General features: G+C 35.5%; 21 protein-coding genes. 1 reads left to right on the forward strand and 20 read right to left on the reverse strand.

All coding sequences use genetic code 11. From position 1 onward, the window contains the following. Position 1 precedes the first annotated feature (1 nt). The 8 genes from ACTND6_RS01960 to xerA form a co-directional block, all read right to left on the reverse strand. On the reverse strand, positions 2–1000 hold the full coding sequence (locus tag ACTND6_RS01960; protein WP_441021563.1) for a helix-turn-helix transcriptional regulator: 999 nt from the start codon (positions 998–1000) through the stop codon (positions 2–4). Continuing rightward, positions 997–1656, reverse strand: a complete 660-nt coding sequence (locus tag ACTND6_RS01965; RefSeq protein WP_441021561.1) for a hypothetical protein — start codon at positions 1654–1656, stop codon at positions 997–999. The genes ACTND6_RS01960 and ACTND6_RS01965 overlap by 4 nt, the downstream gene beginning before the upstream one ends. A 12-nt stretch (positions 1657–1668) precedes the next feature. Next, positions 1669–4071: a hypothetical protein gene (locus ACTND6_RS01970; RefSeq protein ID WP_441045039.1), complete on the reverse strand. Its 2403-nt coding sequence runs from the start codon at positions 4069–4071 to the stop codon at positions 1669–1671. After that, positions 4052–5071, reverse strand: a complete 1020-nt coding sequence (mcrC, locus tag ACTND6_RS01975; RefSeq protein ID WP_441021557.1) for a 5-methylcytosine-specific restriction endonuclease system specificity protein McrC — start codon at positions 5069–5071, stop codon at positions 4052–4054. Before mcrC ends, ACTND6_RS01970 begins: the two co-directional genes overlap by 20 nt. Continuing rightward, the gene (locus ACTND6_RS01980; protein ID WP_441021555.1) at positions 5068–7197 is read right to left on the reverse strand and encodes an AAA family ATPase; all 2130 of its coding nucleotides are present in this window, start codon (positions 7195–7197) and stop codon (positions 5068–5070) included. The genes mcrC and ACTND6_RS01980 overlap by 4 nt, the downstream gene beginning before the upstream one ends. 23 nt (positions 7198–7220) lie before the next feature. Next, positions 7221–10295: a type I restriction endonuclease subunit R gene (locus tag ACTND6_RS01985; protein WP_441021553.1), complete on the reverse strand. Its 3075-nt coding sequence runs from the start codon at positions 10293–10295 to the stop codon at positions 7221–7223. Between the two features lie 83 nt (positions 10296–10378). After that, entirely contained in the window at positions 10379–11584 is a 1206-nt protein-coding gene (locus tag ACTND6_RS01990; protein WP_441021551.1) for a restriction endonuclease subunit S, read from the reverse strand. A gap of 13 nt (positions 11585–11597) precedes the next feature. After that, positions 11598–12584, reverse strand: coding sequence for a site-specific tyrosine recombinase/integron integrase (gene xerA / locus ACTND6_RS01995; protein WP_441021549.1), 987 nt, complete (start codon positions 12582–12584; stop codon positions 11598–11600). A 66-nt stretch (positions 12585–12650) separates the two neighbouring features. Here xerA and ACTND6_RS02000 point away from each other — a divergent pair, with 66 nt between their 5' ends. Beyond that, positions 12651–13331, forward strand: a complete 681-nt coding sequence (locus tag ACTND6_RS02000) for a restriction endonuclease subunit S (protein ID WP_441021547.1) — start codon at positions 12651–12653, stop codon at positions 13329–13331. Here ACTND6_RS02000 and ACTND6_RS02005 read toward each other — a convergent pair. The 12 genes from ACTND6_RS02005 to ACTND6_RS02060 form a co-directional block, all read right to left on the reverse strand. Continuing rightward, positions 13328–13831 (reverse strand): restriction endonuclease subunit S, encoded by a 504-nt coding sequence (locus tag ACTND6_RS02005; RefSeq protein WP_441021545.1) that lies wholly within the window; start codon positions 13829–13831, stop codon positions 13328–13330. The genes ACTND6_RS02000 and ACTND6_RS02005 overlap by 4 nt on opposite strands. Continuing rightward, positions 13821–15326 (reverse strand): N-6 DNA methylase, encoded by a 1506-nt coding sequence (locus ACTND6_RS02010; RefSeq protein WP_441021543.1) that lies wholly within the window; start codon positions 15324–15326, stop codon positions 13821–13823. The genes ACTND6_RS02005 and ACTND6_RS02010 overlap by 11 nt, the downstream gene beginning before the upstream one ends. Positions 15327–15344: 18 nt before the next feature. Then, the gene (locus ACTND6_RS02015; protein ID WP_441021541.1) at positions 15345–15551 is read right to left on the reverse strand and encodes a helix-turn-helix domain-containing protein; all 207 of its coding nucleotides are present in this window, start codon (positions 15549–15551) and stop codon (positions 15345–15347) included. Positions 15552–15765: 214 nt separating this feature from the next. Then, a complete protein-coding gene (locus ACTND6_RS02020) occupies positions 15766–17412 on the reverse strand; it encodes a CHAP domain-containing protein (protein WP_441021539.1) in 1647 nt (548 codons plus the stop codon). Positions 17413–17487: 75 nt separating this feature from the next. Continuing rightward, the gene (locus ACTND6_RS02025) at positions 17488–19827 is read right to left on the reverse strand and encodes a VirB4-like conjugal transfer ATPase, CD1110 family (RefSeq protein WP_441021538.1); all 2340 of its coding nucleotides are present in this window, start codon (positions 19825–19827) and stop codon (positions 17488–17490) included. After that, complete coding sequence (locus ACTND6_RS02030; protein WP_441021536.1) at positions 19820–20185, reverse strand: PrgI family protein; 366 nt, start codon at positions 20183–20185, stop codon at positions 19820–19822. Before ACTND6_RS02030 ends, ACTND6_RS02025 begins: the two co-directional genes overlap by 8 nt. A 56-nt stretch (positions 20186–20241) precedes the next feature. Beyond that, positions 20242–20523: a hypothetical protein gene (locus ACTND6_RS02035; RefSeq protein ID WP_441021534.1), complete on the reverse strand. Its 282-nt coding sequence runs from the start codon at positions 20521–20523 to the stop codon at positions 20242–20244. Positions 20524–20590: 67 nt separating this feature from the next. Beyond that, positions 20591–21427 (reverse strand): hypothetical protein, encoded by an 837-nt coding sequence (locus tag ACTND6_RS02040; protein WP_441021532.1) that lies wholly within the window; start codon positions 21425–21427, stop codon positions 20591–20593. A 67-nt stretch (positions 21428–21494) separates the two neighbouring features. Continuing rightward, positions 21495–21851, reverse strand: coding sequence for a glutamyl-tRNA amidotransferase (locus ACTND6_RS02045; protein WP_244343655.1), 357 nt, complete (start codon positions 21849–21851; stop codon positions 21495–21497). Positions 21852–21868: 17 nt separating this feature from the next. After that, positions 21869–23662, reverse strand: coding sequence for a VirD4-like conjugal transfer protein, CD1115 family (locus ACTND6_RS02050; RefSeq protein ID WP_441021530.1), 1794 nt, complete (start codon positions 23660–23662; stop codon positions 21869–21871). Then, positions 23649–23843 carry a hypothetical protein gene (locus ACTND6_RS02055; RefSeq protein ID WP_441021528.1) on the reverse strand — a complete coding sequence of 65 codons (195 nt, stop codon included), beginning with the start codon at positions 23841–23843 and terminating at the stop codon, positions 23649–23651. The genes ACTND6_RS02050 and ACTND6_RS02055 overlap by 14 nt, the downstream gene beginning before the upstream one ends. Before the next feature lie 5 nt (positions 23844–23848). Next, positions 23849–24730, reverse strand: a complete 882-nt coding sequence (locus ACTND6_RS02060; protein ID WP_441021526.1) for an ArdC-like ssDNA-binding domain-containing protein — start codon at positions 24728–24730, stop codon at positions 23849–23851. Positions 24731–24735 lie beyond the last annotated feature (5 nt).

Consider the following 24735-nt stretch of genomic DNA (forward strand, 5'->3'; position numbering starts at 1 on the left):
ATTACTGTTTGCTTATCTTGTTAAAAGTTTCAACAACCATCTGTTCAAACTCTTGCTTAATATTTGCCGGACCTAATATTTCGATCCTTCCACCAAAGCCAAATACCCAACCATAAAACGTCGGGCTAGCTTCTACATCAACAACAACTCTAAACGATTCCATATCGTATGCTAAAGTGGTTACATCTTCGCCAAAGCGGTCGATGATTGTTTTCATCAAACCATTTTCACACCGTAAGTTAACTTGAACCCTATCGCCGCCATACATAAAAAACACGGACTTGGTAAACTCATTAAGATCAAAATCTTTAGGCATAGGGATGTTATCTTTTTCAAGTATATTGGGTACATTTGCAATCCTATCTACTCTAAAAGATATGACTTTTTCTCTTTTCTCTGAATAACCTAAGACATAGTAATAATCGCCACTCCAAACTAAATGATAAGGACTTATTTTATAGATCTCGCCTTTGTTTTTTAAAACCTTCTTCTTTAAACCAGTGTAGTCATAGTATTGAAACGATATTTGTTTATTGGCGTTGATAGCATCATTAATAGTATTGACAATATAATAGATTTGCTCGTTATTAGGCTTAACATTCTTTACAACATAGTTATTCCTTTTCAACTTTTCAACCTGGTGAACACTTACTAGACTATGAAGCTTTGCAGTCAACTCTTTGCTCTTAGTTGATGTGATGAACTTAGAAGATTCAACGGCATCTATTAGTAGTTTTAATTCTGGCAGTTCAAAGTCTCGCGCACCTAAAAAGTATTTATTTTGAGAAGAACGCGTTTCAACTATGTCATAACCCATAGCTTGCAGTGCTTCAATATCTTTTTTGAACGTTACTCTATGGACAGTTAGTCCATATTCTTTTTCAAGCAACGACGAAAGCTCAGATGTTGTTAATTGATGATCCTCATCTGTATATTTTTCTAACAATTTCAATAGGCATAAAACTCTTGGTTTTGCCTCACTTACTTTTTTTACCGTCATAATTCAACATCACCATCTATCTCGAAAATATCCAATAGCTTATTGAAGTTATATGGATAACTGTTACTGCCACAAAATTCGTGAGACTTCCTGCCATTATTAAACTCAAGTTTTAATTGCCATTGAGTTCCATCTAAAACAGCAAAGCCAAATCTTTCAGGGTTATAATCTTTTCGCCATTCACCGATATATAGTTCTGATAACTGATATAGAAGTTCATTTTTATCAATTTTCTTTTCTGTTTCATTTCGTTCTGGCGATAAGCGATTTGTACTGCTCATAGTTGCAGAATTATCAGCTATTTCAATCGTATATTCAGTAAATCCTTGAAAGTATCCTCCAATTTCAAAAGTAATCTTTGAGGTATATTCAAGATCATTCTGAAATTTAATACTCTTCAATTCTGCTTTTGAATATTTATAAGGATAACCCATATCCTCTAAAGCCTTGATGGCTCTTTGAAGATATAAACGATCACAAGATATTTGAACATCTTCGCTTGGGTGAATCATCGGTTCGGTACCATAATTAGGATTTTCCATAGCATTCTTCAAATGCCCAATACGGTTTTTCAATCCTCGAATGGCAGACAATATCTGCTTTTCATTTTTACCTTTTAAATATTCTTCATAGTAATATTCAGGAGAAATCATCATAGCAATATACCTCTAATCATTGCTTTGATTTAAGCCGAACTCAAAAGAACTGTTGAATTTTTGCATACTTTTCATTGCAATTCTCATCGCATTGACTGACTCTTCAGCGCTTTTAATTTGTTTTTTAAGTCTTTTTTTCTCATCTTTGCTAGCAAGATCGGCTTTAATTTTTAGCTCAACCAACCCTTTTTCTATATCTGTAACGTTATTTACATATTGCTCAAGAATAGAGTTTGAATATTCTACATCGTGCTCATCATTTAGGAATATCTCTCTAACCGACACCATAAGTTTTGCTGATTGAAGTATAGTTTGTTCTTTACCCATAATGCTTACCGTACCAGCAGCACCACCGACACCAGCACCCAAGCCTAAACCTAAAATAGCACTACCACCAACGATTGCCATCGTTCCGCCTGCCATTCCCAATCCACCGATTGCAACAGCACCACCGCCTAGATAGGCTAAGCAAGCACTTGTAAGAGCAGCTCCACTTAACCCTGCAAAATTAGAGCCAACCAAGGCAACAGCAATGGCAGGGGCAAATGCACCCGCTGTAATAACAGTTAATAAAGCTACGCCTGCGGCGACCGATAATGAAATCAGTGCAGTTTTCATAACTTCATTAAGTTCTTTAGTTACTTTTTTATAGCATTTTCTTAGTCGCTTAATATAGCCTGCTTTATAAAATGGTTCACTAAAATAACTATCTAAAAATTTATCTCCTTCAGATTTGTCACATTTAAGACCTTTATATTTCTTGCAAGGGACTTCATTTCCTTTTTTATTTTTTTCTGTAGTTAAAGGATAATAAGGATCAAACAACATAGTCTCTAATAACACCAAACGAAACCAAGTATCCTTAGTATGGCTTTCTGACACTATTTTCTTAAGTTCTCCGCTATCAAACCATTTTATTTTGGCGTCTCTATCGCCTACAAAGTCTGGGAATCCAGCACTGATATATTCTTTCCATTCAGCAAGCCATTCTTTTTTTAATTTAATTAACTTTTCTTTGCCTATGATGTTTGATGTCTTTTCAATATCGTTAATAACTTTCTGATTTTCAAGGTTATAAAGGATTTCTATTTCCTTAATATTCAATCCGAACCTATCTAAATCCATTTCTTTGCCCATCCTTTCATATATGTTGTTGTCTGTTGTGTTATATGTGTTTCTTTCGATACTTTGGTACATCTGTTGAATTAATTGAACTTTCCGGTATTTAAAGAAGCCTATCATTTCAGAAGTTAAAGCTACTGTAAATCTTCCAACGCCCACATAGTTTACTGATACCCAATATTTTTGAGTTATAACAGCTTCAGTAATATCTATCGTAGTAAACACACCAGTTGATATTGTTAACATTCTGGTCAAGGTCGGATTCTTATATGGTTTTATTTCGTCCCAGCTTATTTTAGATATTTCATTAATGTGTTCTATATGATTATCTTTAATCTCATTAATAAATCTTCTAATGAAATAAAATGTTCGGACTATACACTCATTAGCAACAACTGGTACAGCTTGTTTTCCAAGTTCTACTGCAACGCCCAATTCAGTACGTAAGTCAAATCGAACGACAGAGTCTTTAATTATCTTGCCGTTTTCATCGTGTTTAGCAAACAATGTTCCGTTAAATAACTTTGACAGAAATAATGATAGAGACTTATCGTTAACTTGAATGTTTTGAGCAATAGGAAGAGCTGAAAATTCTTTTACAAGGGATAGGAGAGGTCCAGGTATGCCTGTACCTCCACTTAAACCTGCAGTACTGCTTGAGCCGGCCATATCACTTACTAAATGGAAGAACCAAATTATTGTTCCTTTTAGTATCTTGTCTGGCACATCAACACCAATATGTTTTAAACTTTTTTCGGGAACCGGTACTACTTTGAACACCCCGTTTACATCAGTTCCATAAGACATTTTTGTAAATTGGGTTAGTAAAGAAAACATCAATCCAACAATTGTAGGGTGATGGGCGAAATCTCTAAGATGATGCTGTTTTCCACCTCCAAAATCTGGAGTATTTCCATCAGAAGGGATAGGAAATCTATCTTCCAAGAAAGATACACATCCATCTATACTGTCTTCTTTGCATCCTAAAAGTTTTGAGACTTTTATTACAAATTGATCCACATCATCACTAGCAACATTTCTTCCGCGATCAATACTAAACTCACCGACCCAAACAATATCAAGTAACGAACATAGAACCCCTGAAGCAACCGATACAAAGTAATCTAATTTGTCAGCTTGGCTTGTCATATTGTCTAAAGCTTGTTGCAATTCAAAAATCGTGGCTTCATAATCAGTTCTAGCCATTTCTGACTCATTTAATAGTTTGATCTCAAGTTTGTCATTCATCGTTTGCTCATTTCCTTTCGTTACTTTAAAAATGTGTTTTAACAATCTGATCTAATTGCCGCCTTATCAAATTAAAATCACAGTTTAAATCTAGTGTGTCTACCATAATCGTATTTCCGTCCATTTGATATGTGTTATGCGGAGTTATGTTTTCATCGGTTTTTGCATATAATAGCAGCCCCATAACATTACCAGTTTTATCTTTGTCATAATTTTTGACATATGCATATATCTGATACAAATTATTCGATCGTACAGTATGGACGTCGTATCGATCTTGCATAGATCTTGAATAATATTTCGCATCGATGATTAATGTTTTGCTTTTACTGTGAAGCATAATATCGCTTTGCATAACTGGCAACATCGAACCTTCATCATCGTCAAGATTCCAAGGAATTTGCGATGATGAAACATGCAGTTCCCTATGTTCTTTCCGGTAATATTCCAAAATAAATTTTTCGTATAATCTACTCATACGTTGTTCATCAAGGAAATCCAGCAATTTGGTTGTTCCATCAGTCTTAGTCTGTAAAAGCCCTTTAATGATCAGATAACATATTGAAATGAGCATCTGATATGTTTGATTATTCTTGTTAAACTGCAATCTCCAATTTATGCTGTTTATTTCAAGAGAACTTACTTCAGTAAAATACACTAAAAGTTTTCTGATATCTTTTTTTCTAGCTTTGCTGATATCAGAATGTAGTAACAATTCCATCGTCGTTTTGATGATGCGATTCATATATGAATTTACTGAAAATTCATCATAATTGCATACTAGCTGTCTTTTTAAAAGCGACTGTTCCTTGATGGAAGTGGAGATATCAATTCTTCCTTTAAGTGTTGAAAGAGAATCGGAATCAAGTAAATATTCTTTACCCAAACCTCTTTTTATCTGTAAAGCTACACCTTTAGAAAGTATAGACGCGCACAATTCTGCAACATTATCAAATTCTTCAGTTAATATCTTCTTATATCCTTGCTCGTTTAATATTTGAAATGCATAAGAAAGCATATAATAGATATTCTTTACACGAATCATCTGATCGATCCTCTTAGATTAGCTGACCAATCCCTGATTTTAGATGGTTCATCAAACCAGTATTCTTTTAAAAGTGGAATTAGCTCATATTCAACAACGGAATTAAGCCATTTATCCGTGATTTCATCATCGGTGCAGAAATAACTATGGCCTATTCTAAAGCCATCTCCAAGCGATTCATCACTTGATATGGCATTGTTTAAACTTTCAACAGTTTGAATTAATCTATTTAGTTCATCACTGTTCTTGTTATCTAAATACTGTCTAAATCCATCCGTTGAAAATGCAGGAGCAAAATCAAAGAAAGCAAATCTTCTTCTTAAGGCATAATCCATCATAGCTAAGCTTCGATCAGCAGTATTCATCATTCCGATGATCCGTACATTTTTAGGGACTGTAAACCACTCATCTTTGTAAAGAAGCTTGAGTTTTTGTCCACGTTTATCTTTTTCGATAAGCATCATAAGCTCGCCAAAAATCTTGCTTAGATTTCCTCTGTTGATCTCATCGATAATGAAAAAGTATAATCTTTCGTTGTCTTCTTCAGCTTCCTTACAGAACTTATAAAAACTTCCATTCACAAGTTCGAACCCTTCTTTAGTTGGCCGATACCCTTGAATAAAATCTTCATAAGAATAACTTTGATGGAATTGAACCGAGGCAACACGGCTTGTATCTTTTTCACCCATAATTGAGTAAGCAATACGCTTTGCAGCATACGTTTTACCAGTACCTGGTGGCCCTTGTAAAATAACGTTATATTTTGTGCTAAGCAGATTTACTAAAGTGTCATACGATTCTTCATCCATAAATACTTCGTTTAAGAAATCATCTTTAGAATAAGAAGGATAAGTGATTTCAATTTCTTTTTGATCTTCTTCAGAAGATTCTTCTTCAAATAGATTTAGCAGTTTCTTTACGTAGTCAGAATAAGGTGTAATATTCGTTAATGTCTTTGCAACTGCTTTATCAGGATGTTCCCATTCACCTTTAAATTGCCAATCTACCTTTCTTATGTGCCTGTATGTTTTTCTAGAAGTATCGTAAATATAATCGGAAGTAACGACACCCTTTCCAATTACTTTATTGATCCCTTTTTTAACAAAGATGATATCTCCAATTTTAATCTCTTTAGCAAATTGCCATAAGCATAGAGCATTATTCTTGTATGAATAATTAGCGTCATATATTTGCTTCATATAAGTCTTGATTTCTTCTTTTGATGAAAACTCATTCAAATCTTTGACTTCATCCCAACCCAAAGCCATTATTCCATCTTTGTAAAACTCATCCCACATCGAAGCATTACTACCTGGAGAATAGATCCAATATGATGTTTCTTTTACGCCTGAATCAGGAGAACTATTCTCAGAGGGATCATTTTCATTTCTTAGTGCATTAAAAGCATAGTAAGATAGCTCCGGAAAGTTATGATAGTCATATTCACCATCTTTAAGAGCGTTTTTTGCTTGTTCGCACATAAATAGATAACTACTTCCATCTGGCAATCCCTTATTAATGTTTTGAAAGATCTTTGTAATATAATGAGGCATATTATCCACATTAGTGATAAATGACCGGTTAGTGGAATCCAAGTTAATAAAAGTATATGGTCTGATCCAGAACAAACCCATCGTAATATTCCACTTGATCATCTTTTGCTTAGTTACTTGATCATAATAGCCAACAAACTCATTTTTAATTTGAGCTGATGGATTTTCAGAATATTGGATTGCTTTATCAAATAACTCCCATAAGTTATCTATATCGTGTTCCCCACGGCTTTCTTTATATGAGAAAAACCAGGCACTTACATTCATCAATACAGGAATGCCACTAAAATCTTCCGGTACATTCGCTTTAATGGAAAAGTATTTTGCAAATTGTTCCAGTAATGCAATCCTATTAGAGTCTTTAATCCCTTTATTGAACGACCCAAAAACTGTAAACGGGCAGATATCCTCGTATTTTTCTTGTCCTTTTTCTTTAAATGGATAATTCAAACCTGCATCTTTAAAAATAATTTCAAGTATCTTTAAAAGATCTGAACGATTATTTTTATATGCAAGCAATGATGTTGCTAGCTCCTCATAAAAACTAACCCAAGCAAATCTAGTATCTTCCATACATCCTCCCTAATTGCATATGATTAAGCGTTATCGCTTGTCATATCGTTGTTATCTGTCCACAATTCACATTGAACCATAACCGTCTGTACTGCATCTTCCATACCCTCTGGCGGATACTTATGCCTTTTCAAAAGTTTTTTGATCAGCATCCGCATTTTCGCTCTTGCTGATTCTCTTCTTTGCCAATCGATTGTCTTATTCTTGCGAAGTGTTTCTGCCAACTCTTTTGTGATGGCAATCAGCTCTTCGTTTTCATAGAAATCTTTAATTGCTTGTGGTTTAGTTAAAGCGTCATAGAACGCTAGTTCATCAGCAGTTAGTCCAAGCTTCGCACCTTCTTTTTGGGCGGTGGCTATTTGTTCAGCTAGCTTTAACATCTCTGCAATTACTTCTTCATTTGTCAGCATTCCATTAAGATATGCGTTGAGAGACTTCTGCATTATTTCGCTGAATTGTTCAGATTTCACGACATTGGTGCGTTTATATACGCTTACCTGCTCTGCAATAAGCTTCTTTAACAATTCGACTGCTAGATTCTTCTCTTTCATATTGGCAACTTCTTTTAAGAAATTCGGATCAAAAAGTGAGAATTCCTCCTTGATATCCGAGAATAAATTGATGACTCCTTCACTCTTAATGCTCTGCTTTAACAATTCATTGATACGGGCATTGATTTCTGGTAATGAAATCTTTTTGCCTGTTCCAGTGTTTGATAAACGAAGCAATAATACTCGTACAGATTCAAAGAATGCAGCTTCAAAACGCGTTTGTTCATCAACTAAAGAAGAACATAGTGAAAGAGCTTGATGTAACATCAAAGCTTCTTTAGTGAAAGCTTCTTTCTCTTTTTCTTTATCTTTAGCAATGATAAAGTTCACAGCACCGCTAATCGTCTTGGCTCTTTCAAGATCGGTTCCGCTCGTAAATTTACTGTAATCATATCCATGGAACAAATCTTTACAAATTGATAATTTCTCCAAAAATTTAGGGTAGGCAACTTTAGATACATCAGTATCACCATAGTTTTTCTTATCACGTGTTGTATAATCGTTCATTGCTTGTTTTAATGCGCCAGCTATCCCAATATAATCAACAACTAATCCGCCTTCTTTATCTTTGAATACACGATTTACACGCGCTATAGCTTGCATCAGATTATGACCAGCCATTGGTTTATAAACATACATCGTAGCTAAAGAAGGCACATCAAAACCAGTTAACCACATATCAACAACGATAGCGATCTTTAAAGGGTCGTTATTATCTTTAAATTTCTTAGCTAATTCTTCTTTATGTTTTTTATTACCGATTATTTCGTGCCATTCTTCAGGGTCGTTATTTCCCGAAGTCATTACAACGCCAACTTTTTCTTTCCAAGAAGGTCTTAGTTCTAGTATTCGCTTATATATTTTCATTGCAATTGGTCGAGAATATGCAACTATCATTGCCTTTCCGGTCAGTAGATTCTCACGATAGTTTTCATAATGATCGATGATATCACATACAAGGGAATCAATTGTATTATCATTACCCAGCACTGCTTCTAATTGGCCTAGCTGATGCTTACTTTTTTCGATCACTTCAGGATCGGCATTTTCTGCCATAATATCGTATTCAGCGTCAATAAGCTTTAAAGTGTTTTCATCAAGCTTTAACTTGATAACACGGCTTTCATAATAAACTGGACGTGTAGCACCATCTTCGACAGCTTGGGTCATATCATAAATATCGATATAATCACCAAATACCTCTCTAGTGCTTCGATCTTTTGAAGATATAGGTGTACCTGTGAATCCGATATAAGTCGCATTAGGAAGACTATTTCGAATGATTCGAGCGGTGCCGACTACTCGTTTAGCAACTTCCTCTCCTTGATCGTTTTTCGTGAATTTGATCTTTTCAGCTAAGCCATACTGTCCTCGATGGGCTTCATCTGCCATCACTATAATATTTCTACGCTCAGATAAAGGATCGTGTGACTCCTCAAACTTTTGCATGGTTGTAAATATAATTCCGTTGGCTTTTCTGCCGTCTAATAATTGTTTTAAGTTTTCTCGGCTTATAGCTTGTATTGGTTCTTGCCTTAAAAAATCTTTACATTTAGAAAACTGGCCAAACAATTGGTCATCTAAATCATTTCTATCCGTTAATACAACGATCGTTGGACTGTCTAGTGCATCTTGCAATAAATGGGCATAGAAAACCATTGACAAAGATTTCCCACTTCCTTGTGTATGCCAGAAAACACCACCTTTACCATCGGTAACAGTAGCCCGTTTAGTAGATTCGATTGCCTTTCTAACTGCGAAATACTGATGATATCCGGCAAGAATCTTAAAGGTTTGGATTCCTTCGTTAGAAAAACAAATAAAGTTTTTGATAATATCTAACAATCTTTCTTTTTGAAACATTCCCTCAAAGAATGTATCAAATTGGGCATATTGTGTATTTTCATAGCTTCCATCTTTTGTTTTCCATTCCATAAAGCGATCTTCACCAGAAGTGATAGTACCAGCCTTCGACGTTAATTGATCGCTCATAACACAAATAGCGTTATAAATAAACATCGATGGTATTTCTTGCATATAGTTTCTTAGTTGTCTATACGCTTCTGAAACATCTGTTTCCTCTCGAGAAGGAGATTTAAGTTCGACTAATACTACAGGTAAACCATTAAGAAATAAGATAATATCAGCTCTCTTATTGCTATTTTCAACAAAAGTCCATTGATTAGCGACGATGAAGGAGTTGTTATTGGGATTTTGATAATCAACGAGATAACAGATAGATGACCGTTCTTCTCCGTTTACAAAATATCTTACTGGGATACCATTTTGTAGATAGTCCATAAAAACAGCATTCTTTTGAACAAGTTCGCCATTTTCAAAATTCTTTAGTTTAAATAACGCGTCTTGAATAGCATCTTCAGGCAAATCTTTATTTAAACTGTACAAGGAATTTACTAATACTTTCTCGTATAATGGACTATAAAAATCCCTATCTATATCAGGACCATAAACATATTCATACCCTAGATCATTTCTAAATAGTTCGATTACGGAATTTTCATAATCTGCTTCAGTATATAATCCCATAAATCTTCTTCTCCTTTCGATTCGTCGCCTAGCTTACATATATTTTAACGATTAATATCGTGGGTAAACAATAATTTAGTGGCTTAAATGTCGATGTTAGAGACATCAAGTTCACCTGACATAAGTTTTGGAAGTAGTGTATCTCGCAGGTCAGTAAGCGCTATATTTTCTCTCATATTAACAAGAATTTTATTAAAAAGCGGTTCTAATAAATTGTTAAACTCAATCAAAGAATCCGTAGAAGGAATAATACATTCTAACTTTGCAAATTGAGTTTTATTAAGATTTACTATTGTACTACCACTTTGACCATATTTATTTATTTCATCTGTTTTTGTTTTCATAAGTAGATAAACAAAATACGGGGATACGTTCTTTTTTGGAATTATTGAATTGATCTGCTGATTTGTCTGACTAGGTGTTGAAACTAATGTTACTAAACCTGCTGTACCAATACAACTTACGCATATGCTGTTTTTGGGAAGTGTTTTTGTAGGCTGAGAATCAGCACCAAGCAACGATAAAGAACGCTCTGTTTTTACTGTATATACAGAGTTATGCATATCAGGAATTGTTATAAATGGAATATCTTCTCCATAATATTCTTTTTTCTTTGTAGAAGGTGTTTTACCACATACAATTTCTGAAGCTAAATCCTGTATTGTTCCATAAGTCCAATCAGATGGTTTTGTTTTATTAAATAATTCAAAATCAACAAACCAAGACTTGAAAAGTGCCTGAGCTTGTTGCTCTAAATTATTGTTTATCCGCCCATTTTCTTCAATTTTATCGTCAATGCTACTAAGAATATCTGCAATCTTTTTCTGTACACTTTTATCTCTAGGAACGCTTACAACAATGTTTTTCATTGTATTACCAGATACTTCCTTAAATGTTGTACCACTTCCCATCCCTTCAATTTTATCTTTGTTGTATTTCAGAAGATAGAAAAGGAATAGAGGATCAGTATTTTCGTTAGGAATAACGCTCTTGAATCCTTGATTGGTGCAAACTTCATTGGCTGCAATTGCAACATAACCTATTGGCGCTCTTGAAGAAAACAAAACAGTATTTTTTGGTAAAAGTTTAGTAGAGCAACTTTTTAATCCAACTTCTGTGATATTTCTTTCGCCTCGCTCAATATATCGTCCTGAAAAAGTTGATAGATCCTTCGGTGTTATCCATGCGATTTTCCCATCTTCATAGTTTTCTGGTTTTTTTGTCGAAGGTGTTGCGCCACCAACAACTGTTCCAATATCAGAAATTTTGCATTCTACCCATTCATCCATAGCTTTTCCTCCGTTATCCAATATATCTTTTATGTGCAATCTTCACATTGCTTTGTTTAACCATCGCATATTGCAAAGTTGTATCAATCTTTTGATGCCCTAACAACTTTTGAAGTTGCTCTATAGGCATCCCTTTATCTATAGCCTTAGTGGCAAGTGTTCTTCTAAATTTATGCGGATGTGCTTTTGGTATATCTAATTGTTTACCCAGATTTCTAATAATCGTTTCAATAGCCCCAATGGTTAATCTGTTATGAGGGCTCCTAATCGAAACAAACAACGCCTTATTTTCATCTTTTCGACTATTTAAATAGTTTTGAAGATGGATCTTAGTTCTGGCATCAAAGTAAACGATTCTTTCTTTATCACCTTTACCAAAAACAACACATTCTCTTTCGTTAAAGTTAATATCATCACTATTAAGTAAAACTAGTTCACCAACACGCATTCCTGTTGAAGCTAATATATCAATTAAAGCTAGATCTCTAATATTAGAGCAGTTATCTCTCATCAGTTCTAAAGATTCATCAGAATATGTTTCTTTAATGGTGCTTGCTGATTTTACTTTATGAATTCTTCTAACTGGACTTTTAACGATATAGTCTTCGTCCTCTAGCCAAGAGAAGAAACTTGATAATATCCTTCTGATATTATCAATAGTTACTCTGCTTGACTTATGATCATTTTGATAATCAGTTAGATATTTTCTCAGATCATCAGTAGTAATATGTTTAACATTCTTTCCTAGCTTATTAAGAAGTATTTCAATGGTTGACTTATAATAATTCAAAGTCTTTTCTGAACATCCTTCTAAACGCTTAGATGATAAGAAAGATTCAACATAGTGTTGATTATCTTTGCTGTTCAGTTCATCGTTAATTTCTTCAATCTTATAATTTACTAATACCATATCTAATACTTCTTTTAGTTTTTCATATTGATCATCCCTTAATAGATGAATCATACTTTGTAAGACTTCATTTTTAATAATTTCTTTCATAGTCATTCTCCTCATTAGTTAATAAGTTTAGAACAACTATGGAGTGGTGTTCTTTATGTTTAACTCTTGCCACTCACAAGAGTTATATGTATAAACAATAATTTAGAGCAGCAAGCTAAGTCTATTTTTATAAACGAGTTTCTTTCTTTTGATTCGATGCCAGACGGCTGGACCAAATCCAGTTTGATTGACATCGCAGACTATTTAAACGGTTTAGCAATGCAGAAGTATCGTCCCACTGATGATGAAATAGGTATTCCTGTCCTTAAAATTAAAGAACTAAGACAAGGAATGTGTGATTTAAGTAGCGATCAGTGTTCTCCTAGCATAAAAACTGAATATATAGTACACGATGGCGATGTTATTTTTTCTTGGTCTGGTAGCTTACTAGTTGATTTTTGGTGTGGCGGTACTTGTGGCTTGAATCAACATTTATTCAAGGTAACTTCAGAAAAATATGATAAGTGGTTCTACTATGCTTGGACTAAACATCATCTCGACCGTTTTGTAGCAGTAGCAGCCGATAAAGCTACTACAATGGGACATATTAAACGAGATGAACTTTCTAAAGCAGAAGTTTTAATACCTAATAAAGATGATTATCAACGAATAGGAAATCTACTACAACCAATTTACGATTTACTCATCTCAAACAGGATTGAGAACAAGAAACTAGCTCAAACAAGGGATGTGTTACTCCCTAAGTTAATGTCCGGCGAAATCGATGTCTCTGATGTTGAGATTTAAGGCGATAAATTATTGTTTATGTCAGTATTTAGCCGTATTTTTCTGTCAAGCACCCCCAATATCTCCACAATTCTTTCTTGTTCCTCGTATGTAAACTTTGGCACTTCATATTCCATTATGGCTGTTTTATCACCTCGAGGCATTTTTGTGCCTTTTGATGTTGCCATTGAGTAATCAAAAAACGTGTCGTCAGCGAGGACATAATAAAGAAATCTTTTGCTAACTCCTTCCTTCGCTCTAAGAACAAGTACATCGTTAGAACACCCACCATCATATTCCGCAAACCAAATTTTCTTGAAATACGGACGAATATTAGATACAAGAACATCTCCAGTAGAAAAAGATTGAGTTTGTGATATCGTTGGAAGGGACGATGCTTTTTTGACCCCACCTTTATTGGGCATCATATTTTCTGTAGAGATATATGTATCTTCATCCAACGCTGCGACATCAATCTTGCCCTTGACATAGTCACATATATCTGAAAGCCTATATTTCATACCCAATAGCCTCCAGCTTTTCCCTGATTTCTTCTTCCAGTTCGTGTGACTTAGCAAACATTTCTGAAAGCTCAGAGGTAAGTCTGTTCATCTTTTCTCCGAATGGTTCATCGTCCTCTTCGACTTCTTCAATGCCAACGTATCTTCCTGGTGTGAGAATATAATCTTGCTTTGCAATCTCTTGAAGGTCAGCAATAGCGCAGAATCCCTTAACTTCTTCAAGTGTTCCATTTTGAAACTGTTCGAATGTATCAGCGAGTTTTTGAATATCTTCATCGCTGAAATCTCTATGTTTGCGGTCAACCATATGACCCATCTTGCGAGCATCTATGAATAGAGTTTTGCCTTTTTGTTTCTTGTTTTTGGAAATAAACCAGAGAGTTACAGGAATGGTAACACTATAAAATAGCTGCGTAGGTAAAGCCACAATTCCTTCGACAAGATCTGCTTCTATAATGTTCTTTCGAATTTCACCTTCTCCACTAGATTGAGATGATAATGCACCATTTGCTAAGACTAAACCAATTTTGCCATTAGGTGCTAAATGGTGAATCATATGCTGAATCCAAGCGTAGTTGGCATTGCCTGCCGGAGGTATACCATATTTCCACCGGACATCATCTTTTAATTTTTCCTGACCCCAGCTTGAAAGATTGAATGGCGGATTGGCCATTATAAAGTCTGCTTTCAAATTTGGATGTAAATCGTTGAAGAATGTATCTGCTTGATATGGACCAAAGTTTGCATCAATACCTCGAATTGCCATATTCATCTTAGCCATTTTCCAAGTATCAGCATTTGACTCTTGACCATAAACAGCAATCTCTCCACGCTTTCCACTATGTGCTTGAATGAACTTTGCGCTTTGTACAAACATACCACCCGATCCACAACAAGGATCATATACCCTACAATTTTTATATGGTTTCAAAATGGCTACAATTGTTTTGACAATGCTGGCCGGCGTATAGAACTCTCCACCTTTAACCCCTTCGTGTGCGGCAAATTGTTGGATACAGTATTCATATGTCCTTCCGAGTAAATCTTTACTATCTTCTGTATCAGACATATCCATATTTGTAAATAAATCAACTACATCACCCAAAACTCTCTTATCCAGATCTGGACTTGCATAGTTCTTTGGAAGAACATTCTTTAGTGATGGATTTTCTTTCTCAATAGCTCTCATTGCATCGTCAACAATCTTACCGATTTCTGGTGTATGTGCTGCTGACGCAATTGCATTCCACCGAGCTTCTTTAGGCACATAGAAAATATTTTCTTCAATATATGCATCTCTATCATCTTCAAAACCATCGCCTTCGGCTACTAGTTCTTGATACCGTCTCTCGAATGAACTAGATATGTATCTGAGAAAGATTAAACCTATAATAACCTTCCTATACTCCGTTGCAGGAATATGCCCCCACAATACACAGGCTGCATCCCAAATCTGCTTCTCAAAACCAATATTAGCGTTGTTTTTTTGTGTCATATATATCAACCTCCAGCATTACTCTTCTAAAATAACTTCGCATATATCTCCGATATCACAATGGAATACCTTGCATATGCGCATAAGAACCTCTAATGATACTGGCTCATTTTTAAATAGTTTAGCAGCCGTACTACTACTAATTTGAGCCGCTCTGATTAAATCGGTTCTCTTCATTTGGTTATCAATCATTAATTTAAGTAATTTATTGTAACTGATTTGCATATTTGCACTCCTTTTCTATGTGGATTAAAGATGCACTTATACATTTAAAATTATAGCGTAAAGTTTTTACCTTCTCAATACATTAAGATTTATTTACCACTAAAACAGTTGTATGTTGTCTATTTTTATAAACATCATAAGCATATTTTTATGAAAAAATAACTTGAGTTGAAGGAAAATGTATTAAAACTGCCATATTTCAGGCAGTTTGGAATTAGTAAGCAGGTAATCCATAACCATAGATAACACTACTGCCAACAGAGTATGTTCTTTGTCTGCAGGAATCACCTATAGAGTTTCCTTCGACTGTATAAACCGTTCCATTTTCACATTTCTCTACAATACCAACGTGATCGGTAATGCCATCTCCTTGCCAATCAAAGAAAATTATTGCGCCTGCAGATGGTTCAATTGACCCATCTGCCCATTGGCCTCTTTCCATAAACCATTGTGATCCAAGAACACAGCCAGCAAATTTAGGAATAACACCTGCATCGATATACCCGCATTCGTTAGCACACCAAGATACAAAACAAGCGCACCATTCAACACGTGAACTAAATCCATACCAAGACCAGTATGGTTGTCCACCTACATTTCCAACTTGAGATAGAGCAACCGTGACAATCTCACCATCCACTGTCCCAATTCCATATAAGACTTGCGACCATAACATATTGTTTTCTTCACTTAAAAGTTCTGCTAAATATTTTTGCTGCGTCATATCAAAACTGTATTGTGTAATCATCTCATCAACCGACTTATGTGATACGGTGATATATAAATACGTTTGTGTTACTTCATCTTCTGTTTCAATAATGTTACCTTCCCCATCATCCGTTTCAGTAACTACTGTTTCTGTTCTCGTTTCTGTACTTGAATCAATTTTGTGCATCTCCCAAAAGATATCTTTAAGTAGTTCTTTCTTTTCTTCATTCATCGTTGCTACTTCTTGGGGGTTACTTTCATCGGTGTTTACTTTGACAGAATATACTGCTAAGACATCTTTCCACACAGCCCGACTGCCGTTCATTTCAAGAACATCGTATTCAACAGATTCTTTAATATCATCGAGTTTATCTTCATATTCTGTATTGATTTCTCTGACTACATCTTTCATTGTCATTCCTGTACCAGAATCTTCCCCTGAAAAGAAAATACCATATACTGATCCACATACTAGTCCTATCAAAACAATCACCACAATGATCATTGTAGCTAGCCATCCTCCAGCAAGTAGTGCAGTTAAAAAAGACTTAAGTGCAAGAATGATCTTCCTAACATATGAGACTAGCGCTTTGACTGTTTTTTTAGAACTTTGTGCTGCTTTCTTTGCTCTTTCTTTAAACATAGTTGCTGATTTACTAGCTTGTTTAGCAGAATTTTTAGTAGCCGCTATGTTTTGAGACGATGTTTTGATAGTTTTGGATGACGTCTTGATCGTTTTATCCATTGTGTTAATACTTTGGCTAGCGCTAGTTGTATCTGATATATCACGGATAGCTGATCTAGTTGCATCTTTTTGCTTAATTAAAGACTTAATACCTTGCTTTGATTTGAACTGTTCCTTAGCTTCTTGTCCTGACTTGATACGCTTGGTTAGTTTATTCTTCGTTTCTATAAAGCTATTACGCCCAATCTTATTTGCTTTTGATATCCCAGATTTATAAATACTTTCAATGGAGTATTCTGCGTTGTTAGCAGCGTACTCTTGAGCAGATTCGCCATCGCTATCGCTCGATTGTTTTATCCTATCCTTGGAATTGATAAACTCTTTTTTTATCTTTTGCGTTCCAACAACAGCTTTATCTAGTGTTCGTATCGTCTTTTTAGCTGAGTCTTTGGTCTTTATATCTTTCACTTGTTGCCTCCTTTTCTACATAACAAAAAGTGCGTATAAGCCATATATTTCTATAAAGCCTATACGCATCAATACTTAGTCTTTTAAGGTTTCACCAGGTTTGGTCGTCATCAACTTATACAACTTGGTATTCTTTGGAAACTTATTGGCAAAAGGTACAAGAGAAGAACCAACTTTAATAAGCCCGTGCCCTGCATCAACATTTGTGATATATGATAGTTGCAAGTCTGAGATGTTCAATAACTTTGCAAGCTCAACTCTATCAGTAGATGCTTGATTGAGCATAATGATAAATTCTGAGTTTGCTAACATCGTTCTAGCCGTGTGGCTTTGAAGCAGATCATCTACGTTTTGTGTGATACCGCTAGCATAAGCACCATACTTTCTTACACGTTTCCAAAGCGTGAATAAGAAATTGGCAGAATACTCGTGCTGGAACAATAAATAGATTTCATCGATAAAGATAAAGGTATGTTTTCCCTTAGCTCTATTTTGTGTGATTCGATTGAATATGCTATCAAGCACTACAAGCATACCAATTGGCATCAGCTGTTTCCCTAGATCTAAGATGTCATAACAGATCAATCGGTTATTTGTATCAACGTTAGTTTGTTTGGCAAATGTGTTAAGTGATCCATTAGTAAATAGTTCGATTGCCAATGCTATTTCTTTTGCTTCTGGCTCATCTTGTGATAAAAGCTCTGCTCTAAAATCTTGAAGAGTAGGAGGGGTACCTGAGTAATTATTTTGCTGATAAGTACGATAAACACTGGCGGTACAGCGGTCAATGATGGACTTTTGTTTTGCACCTAGATTATTGCTACCAATGAGTTGCTCACATAGTGACATAATAAATTCGCTTTTCAAGATAACTGGGTTTGTGCCATCACCATATTCTCGATTCATATCCATCGCATTGATATGATTAGGCGAAGTAGCAGAAATATTAATAATCTCGCCACCCATCGCTTTAACAAGCGAAGAGTATTCTCGCTCTGGATCGATAATAATGATGTCTGCATCAGAAGATAACATTTGATTGATGATCTCTCCTTTTGCAGCAAATGATTTACCACCACCAGATACACCAAGAATAAACTCATTACCATTTAGAAGCTGTTTTCTATCAGCGATGATCATATTCTTGCTGATGACATTTTGCCCATAATAGATTCCGTTTTCGTGATAGATGTCTTGAACTCTAAAGGGGATAAATACCGCAAGACTTTCGGTTGTCAGCGTTCTGAATACATCGATCTTTCGTGTGCCATAAGGCATCGCTGTATTGAGTCCATCCATTTGCTGGTATTTTAACGTAGCAAACTGACAAAGATGTTTTCTTGCGGTAGTCAGAATCGATTCTGTGTCATTATCAAGTTGTTCTTTTGTATCAGCAGTATGAACCATCGTAATGACCGCGAACATCATCCTTTGATCTCGAGTCGTTAAATCGTCTAAGAACTCCTTCATTTCTCTTTTCTGCTGCTCCATATCGTAAGGAACAGTAGCTGAAAAGTTATTATTTGAGTTCTGTCTTCTTTGCCAATTAGTAATATTTGTTTCTACACCCAACAATCTGTTTTCAGCTTCTCTAACTGCTTCGTCTGTAGAAATAGGGATAACATCTATCGACATCATCAAATTTCGGTTCATATCTGTCAATTCTGCAACCATACTGTCTTTGATAAAGGATGCATATTCTCTAAGAAAGAGAACTCGCCCATAGCGATTGCCCATCTTAAAATAATCACTTTTAAATTCCATCGTATCCGGGCATATATAATCCTTAAAATCGTGACCTTTCTTTCTGGTTGCTTTTAAGTTAAAGCAAAATGAACTTTCTTCTCCAGTCCTAAAGAAATCGTGGACGATTCGAAGTCTTTCTTCGCTTTCAAGTTCCACACATTTGCTGCCGAGTCTAGAAAAATGTGCAATCAAATCAGCACCTACTCTAGCAAAGTATTGTCTTGCATCATCAATATTTTTCTTATTGATAGAAATAGTCACATACTTATCTTGTACGATGGCATTTGATCCGGTCGCTTTATCTAAAAGGATCTTGTTATATTCTTTTCGGTACTCGTTAAGATCATCATCTTTTTCTTCGATCAGGATCGTCTTTTCGAAGTCCAAACGATTTAAACGTCGATTGTTGATGGTGATCTTTGTTGTTGCACCGCTGTCAAAAGAATTAAGAAGTTCTGAATATTCCAAAAACATAGCTTCCTTGTCCTCTCGACTAGCAACAGCATAATTGATATCCGAAAACTTAAAAGATTTGGAATATTTATCCTTACCAACCTTAAATATGCCATCATCATAAATAACTTTGATTGGAATAACATCTTGAACGCCTTTAGGAACAACGAATTTCTCTTTGTCTTGTTTTAACATATTGGAAATTGTCTTAATCATTTTTCTTCTTTGCCTCCTTATGTTTCTTATCGATTAATGGTTTGAGCATTGAATAGTAGATATTTGTATTCTTAAATAGCAACTTCTTTGGCATTTTCACCTCGGACTTATACCAGGCATAAATAGCTTTTTCTGCAGTCATTCCGTTGTATTTGATAAAACCTAATGCCGCAAATGGCGCTGCAGCTATAATGCATAGCCAAGACAGTGTTTCTATACCAAAATAGGGTTTCAATAAAAAGAAAACTCCTACAGCTACTAAACACGCTAGAAACGAAAAAATGCATTGTCTTAGTGACAACCCAAAAAACATCGATTCGGTATAGTCTCTTATCTCTCGATTGATTTTTACTTCCATTTTTAATTCACTCCTCCATATAAAAAGACCAGCAGAGATGCTGATCTTGTGGCTTGCTAATCAGACATAAATCTATTTAACAGTTTTTCAAGCGAAAGCCTTAGTTTTTCGCTTTCTTCTGCAGTGATTGAACTGTCATATCGAATTGCTTTTCGATTTACTCTTTGCAAAAATAACGATTCATCACGGCATAATCTTTTTAGGCGCTTGTATAGTCCGTATGAGCTTTCGTGAATCACTAAGAATTCTCTTGCGGAAATTTCTCCTAGAACAAATTCTTGAACATTCGTAAGCAACTCCATAAAAACACCTGTTTGCGCGAAATATAATTCTTCCATAATGATTCCTCCTTCATATTCTTATTAGTAAGGAATCAGCAAAAATCCTAAAAATTTATCAAAAAATTTACAGTCCCATCATTTCTCTGATGATCCGATCACTCATCTTTACGGTTCCTACAAGCACTAACATATTAAATGCAAGTTGCCCGATATATGACCAAACCTGCGTAACGGCCGCTGCACTTGTATCGACGACAGGCGGTGTAGAAGCGAAAAGAGAGAATATGATACAAGCTAGTAAAATGACCGCACCTTCTAGTAATACAGCACTATAACTTCTTATAAAGCTTTTACCTACATTTTGTGATGGCTCACCTGCAAAGGTTGATAATGGAATAGGGGCAAGCGCTGTATACATATAAAGCTTAAAGAATCTGCCATATACCGTCATTATCAAAATGAACGATAGAACTGTTACCAATAATCCTCCGATAAGAGTGACCGCCCATAGAGGGATACTTTCAAAGAAACCACAGTTTTCAATGGTATCAATCATCTCCTGTGGTAATGTCGTTGATTCTATGCCTCCAAGTCCAGAAGCCGTCATTATGGAAGAAATCGTACCTTGAACTATATCAAACAGCGCTAACATCAACTCCATCCCATAAGTTACGACTCCTTTGGCAATCGCAAATCTTACAAATAGTTTTAATGCGTGTTCTGGCTTTTTTATTTCGGTAAATGATCCACAGGTCTTAACCACACCAGCCACAAAGAATAAAACAAGGAGTGCTAATCCTATTGCTTGCATTGCGCTGTTAATATTCACCATCACATTCCAGATACTACCGTCTTTGAACTCTTGTGGGGTAGTGGTGAGTAAAGACCATATTTCTGATAACTTCTCATTCCAAGTATTAAGAGCGTTGATCAGATTTTGAACTACCCAGTTATCACTCATCTAATTGCACCTCCTTTTAAGAAAGAAGGGTAAGCCATATGACCTACCCTAGAGCTACTTGTCTTCATTAGCCGGTTATCAAACTTAAAATCTCTTTAGCGAAAGTAATGATGACACCGCCTGCAAGAGTCAAAAAGCCATTCGCTCTTTGTGATGGATCGTGAGATTTTAAAGACAAACCAATTTGCACGATTCCAAAGCCAAGCAATATCATACCTATTGCTCTGATAAGTCCAAATATAAAATCAGAAAGGTTGTTGACAACAGTAATCGGATCATTAGCCGCAAATACAGGTGTTATAGACAAAGCCATAAATGTTGTTACGGCGATCAAAGCACAATAAGTTGTAAATGCTTTTTTGACCTTACTAGTCATATGGAATTCCATAGAGTTTGTGTTTTTTGTTTTCTTAACAAATTTCATTATTTATTACCTCCAAATCAAAAATTGTTAGCACCTTCAAAATCCTCATCGGATAGAAGCTCATAAGTTGACTCTTCTGTTTTGTTTTCTTTTACAGTAATTGGATCAATATCCAGAACTTGAACAGAAGAGATGTCAAGAGTCACCTCGCCGTGCTTATATGGTTTTGCTTTACCATCAGCAGTCAAGGCAACATTTGGATGTTTTAAAATGTCATATTTTAAATCAATAACAGGTCTCTCACCACGGATAAAGAGAATTGCATAACGGTTATCGAGCATCCTTACTTCATCTGCAGTTAAAAGCTCTCTGCCGCTGATTTGAAAATTAGTTGAATAGTTGCCACCGTGTCCGGTGCTTTTTCCATAAGTATTTGTGTCTATCGTTTCTTTCCCAAGCATTTCCGACACATACTTATGGGTCGATTGTTCGTTACCACCAAGATACAAAAACTCATCACAATTACCGACAATGCTTTCCCATTGTTTTTCAAATAGCGCTTTTAGCTGGGCTAGATTTTGTAAGATGATGCTTACGGATACACCACGTGAACGCATTACCGAGAGTATCTTGTCAAAATCATCAGGTAATGAGACATTGGCAAATTCATCCATCAAAAAATGAACGGGCACTTTTAGTGAACCTTCATAGATGTGATCAGCTGCATAGAATAATTGCTGAAAAAGCTGTGTATATAAAATCGATACCAAGAAATTAAAACTCGTATCGTTATCAGGTATTAAGGCAAATAGGGCAACTCTCTTTTCGCCTAATGATGTCAGATCCATTTCGTCCGTTATTGTCAAAGATGCAAGGCTTTCTAGATTGAACTTCTCAAGTCTTGCTGCCAAAGTAATTTGAATAGACTTTAAAGTTTTGGCAGAACCCGAATGATATGAACGATAATACTTTAAAGCAATATGTTCAGGATTCTTTAGTTCAAGTTCAGCAAATAACTCATCGAGTGGTGAGGGCCTAGGATCTTCTTCATCTTCTATTGCTCCAGCTCTTAACATTTCCATTACCATCGAAAAGTTTTGTTCATCTTCTGGAGCTTCATAATGAAGATAGAAGATAAGAGCGGATAACAGCATCGAAGCCGAAGTATCCCAGAATGGGTCTTGGGATTGCGAGCCTTTTGGTGTAGTGCTTTTAAAAAGATTGGTCACAAGTTTTTGTACATCATTATCGCTTTGAAGATAAACAAAAGGATTGTAACAATGACTTTTTTCCATTGTGATCAAATCTAAAACTTTTATATCGTATCCTTTATCTTTTAAAAGATTCCCCGTATCTCTTAAGATCTCACCTTTAGGGTCTAAAATAACAAAAGAGGTATTACACTGCATTAGATTTGGTTTACAAAAGAATCTTGTCTTACCAGCACCAGATCCACCACAAACAAGAGTATTAAGATTCCTTCTATGTCTTTTAGCATCTAGACCAATACTGACGTTTTGGGTCATCAGCTTATTTTCAGAAGGTGGTTTTTGCTTGTATTTCTTATCTATCGTTTTGGCATTCCCCCACTTAGCTGAACCGTGTTCTTCTTTTCTTCGATAATTACGCTTTGTTGAAAAGTAAATACCTATACCCATTCCATAGATTATCAAGAAAATAAGGACAGTTTTTAGGCTGTCCTTACATAACACAATATGAAATGGATTATCGAATATATCGCCAAGCTTCGAAAATAACCCTAGCAAACCTTCGCTAATATATGGAGCGATAAGAAGCGATATCCAAACAATTGGGATAATTCCAAGTGATGCCAAAATGATTTCAGATTGCTTTTCATTATCTCGATTCATCACGACCATCCTTTGTCCTTACTTTCTTTTTTGGTGCATTACCAACTTTAACAAGTAGATCATCAACCGCATCGGTATATTTGCCTTCTTTGATAAGCTCATTTCTTTTATCGTTCAAACATCGAATAACGATACCGTGCTCGTTGTCATCTAAGGATACTTGATACTTATCTTCTTTCATAAGAATTACCTTTCATATCCTTTGTTTCGTTCTTGCTTTTTCTTATAAAGCTCATCCGATATACCAGAGTACATTTCAGCCATTGCATTTCGCATTTTTGAAAGCTCTTTGCGGATATCTTTTGGCTCGGCATTTTTCAAAGAATCAGGAATACGATCAATCGCAAAACTCTTTGTATCTACTCCATACTTTTTACATAGCATATAGCCAATGCAAGTAGCTGAAAAAGCAGAATCAGAGCGAGAGTAGGAATCAGAATTGATAGATATCTGTGCGTGAGCTAGTTCGCTTGCGACAGACTGGCATACTCTAACGCTATCGCCCACATTTCGTTTCACATACAGCTTTTGAGCATCGTTGTCATAGTAAGCAGCAATATTTGGATAAGGAAGTTCATCGCTTGCTTCAACGGTAACAGGCGATGAATCTAACATCACAGTAATAAGCTCTTTGGGGTCACGATCGATCGTTACACTTGGTTGCCTATTACTGTTTGTCTGACTCACATCAAACATCTTTTTGATGTTATAGGAAATACCTGTCGATCCATCTTTTCTTGCATACTCTATCGGCTCTAAGATGCTGATGCTTTTAGCTCCTTTTTTGATTTTGACATTATCTTTTGTCCAATCATTAAAATCTTTAAGCTGAGTCGCACCTGGATTTTGGGCATAGATCAGTAAAGCGTTGGTTGCTGAATACCGATCAAACTTACTTTGAGTATCTAGAAAAGTGGCAAACTTAGTTGGATCGTTTACAACTTGTTTGGCAGTATCATCAATCAATTTATAGATTGCATCTTTTTCTGCTTTCTTTTTTTCGACGTATTCTTCTTTCGATAGTCGTAAAGAAGGATTGTTCTTTTGAACATTAAAATCGTTAGTCATATAAA

The sequence above is a fragment of the Bulleidia sp. HCP3S3_C9 genome, from assembly GCF_052064035.1.
Taxonomy (GTDB): domain Bacteria; phylum Bacillota_I; class Bacilli_A; order Erysipelotrichales; family Erysipelotrichaceae; genus Bulleidia.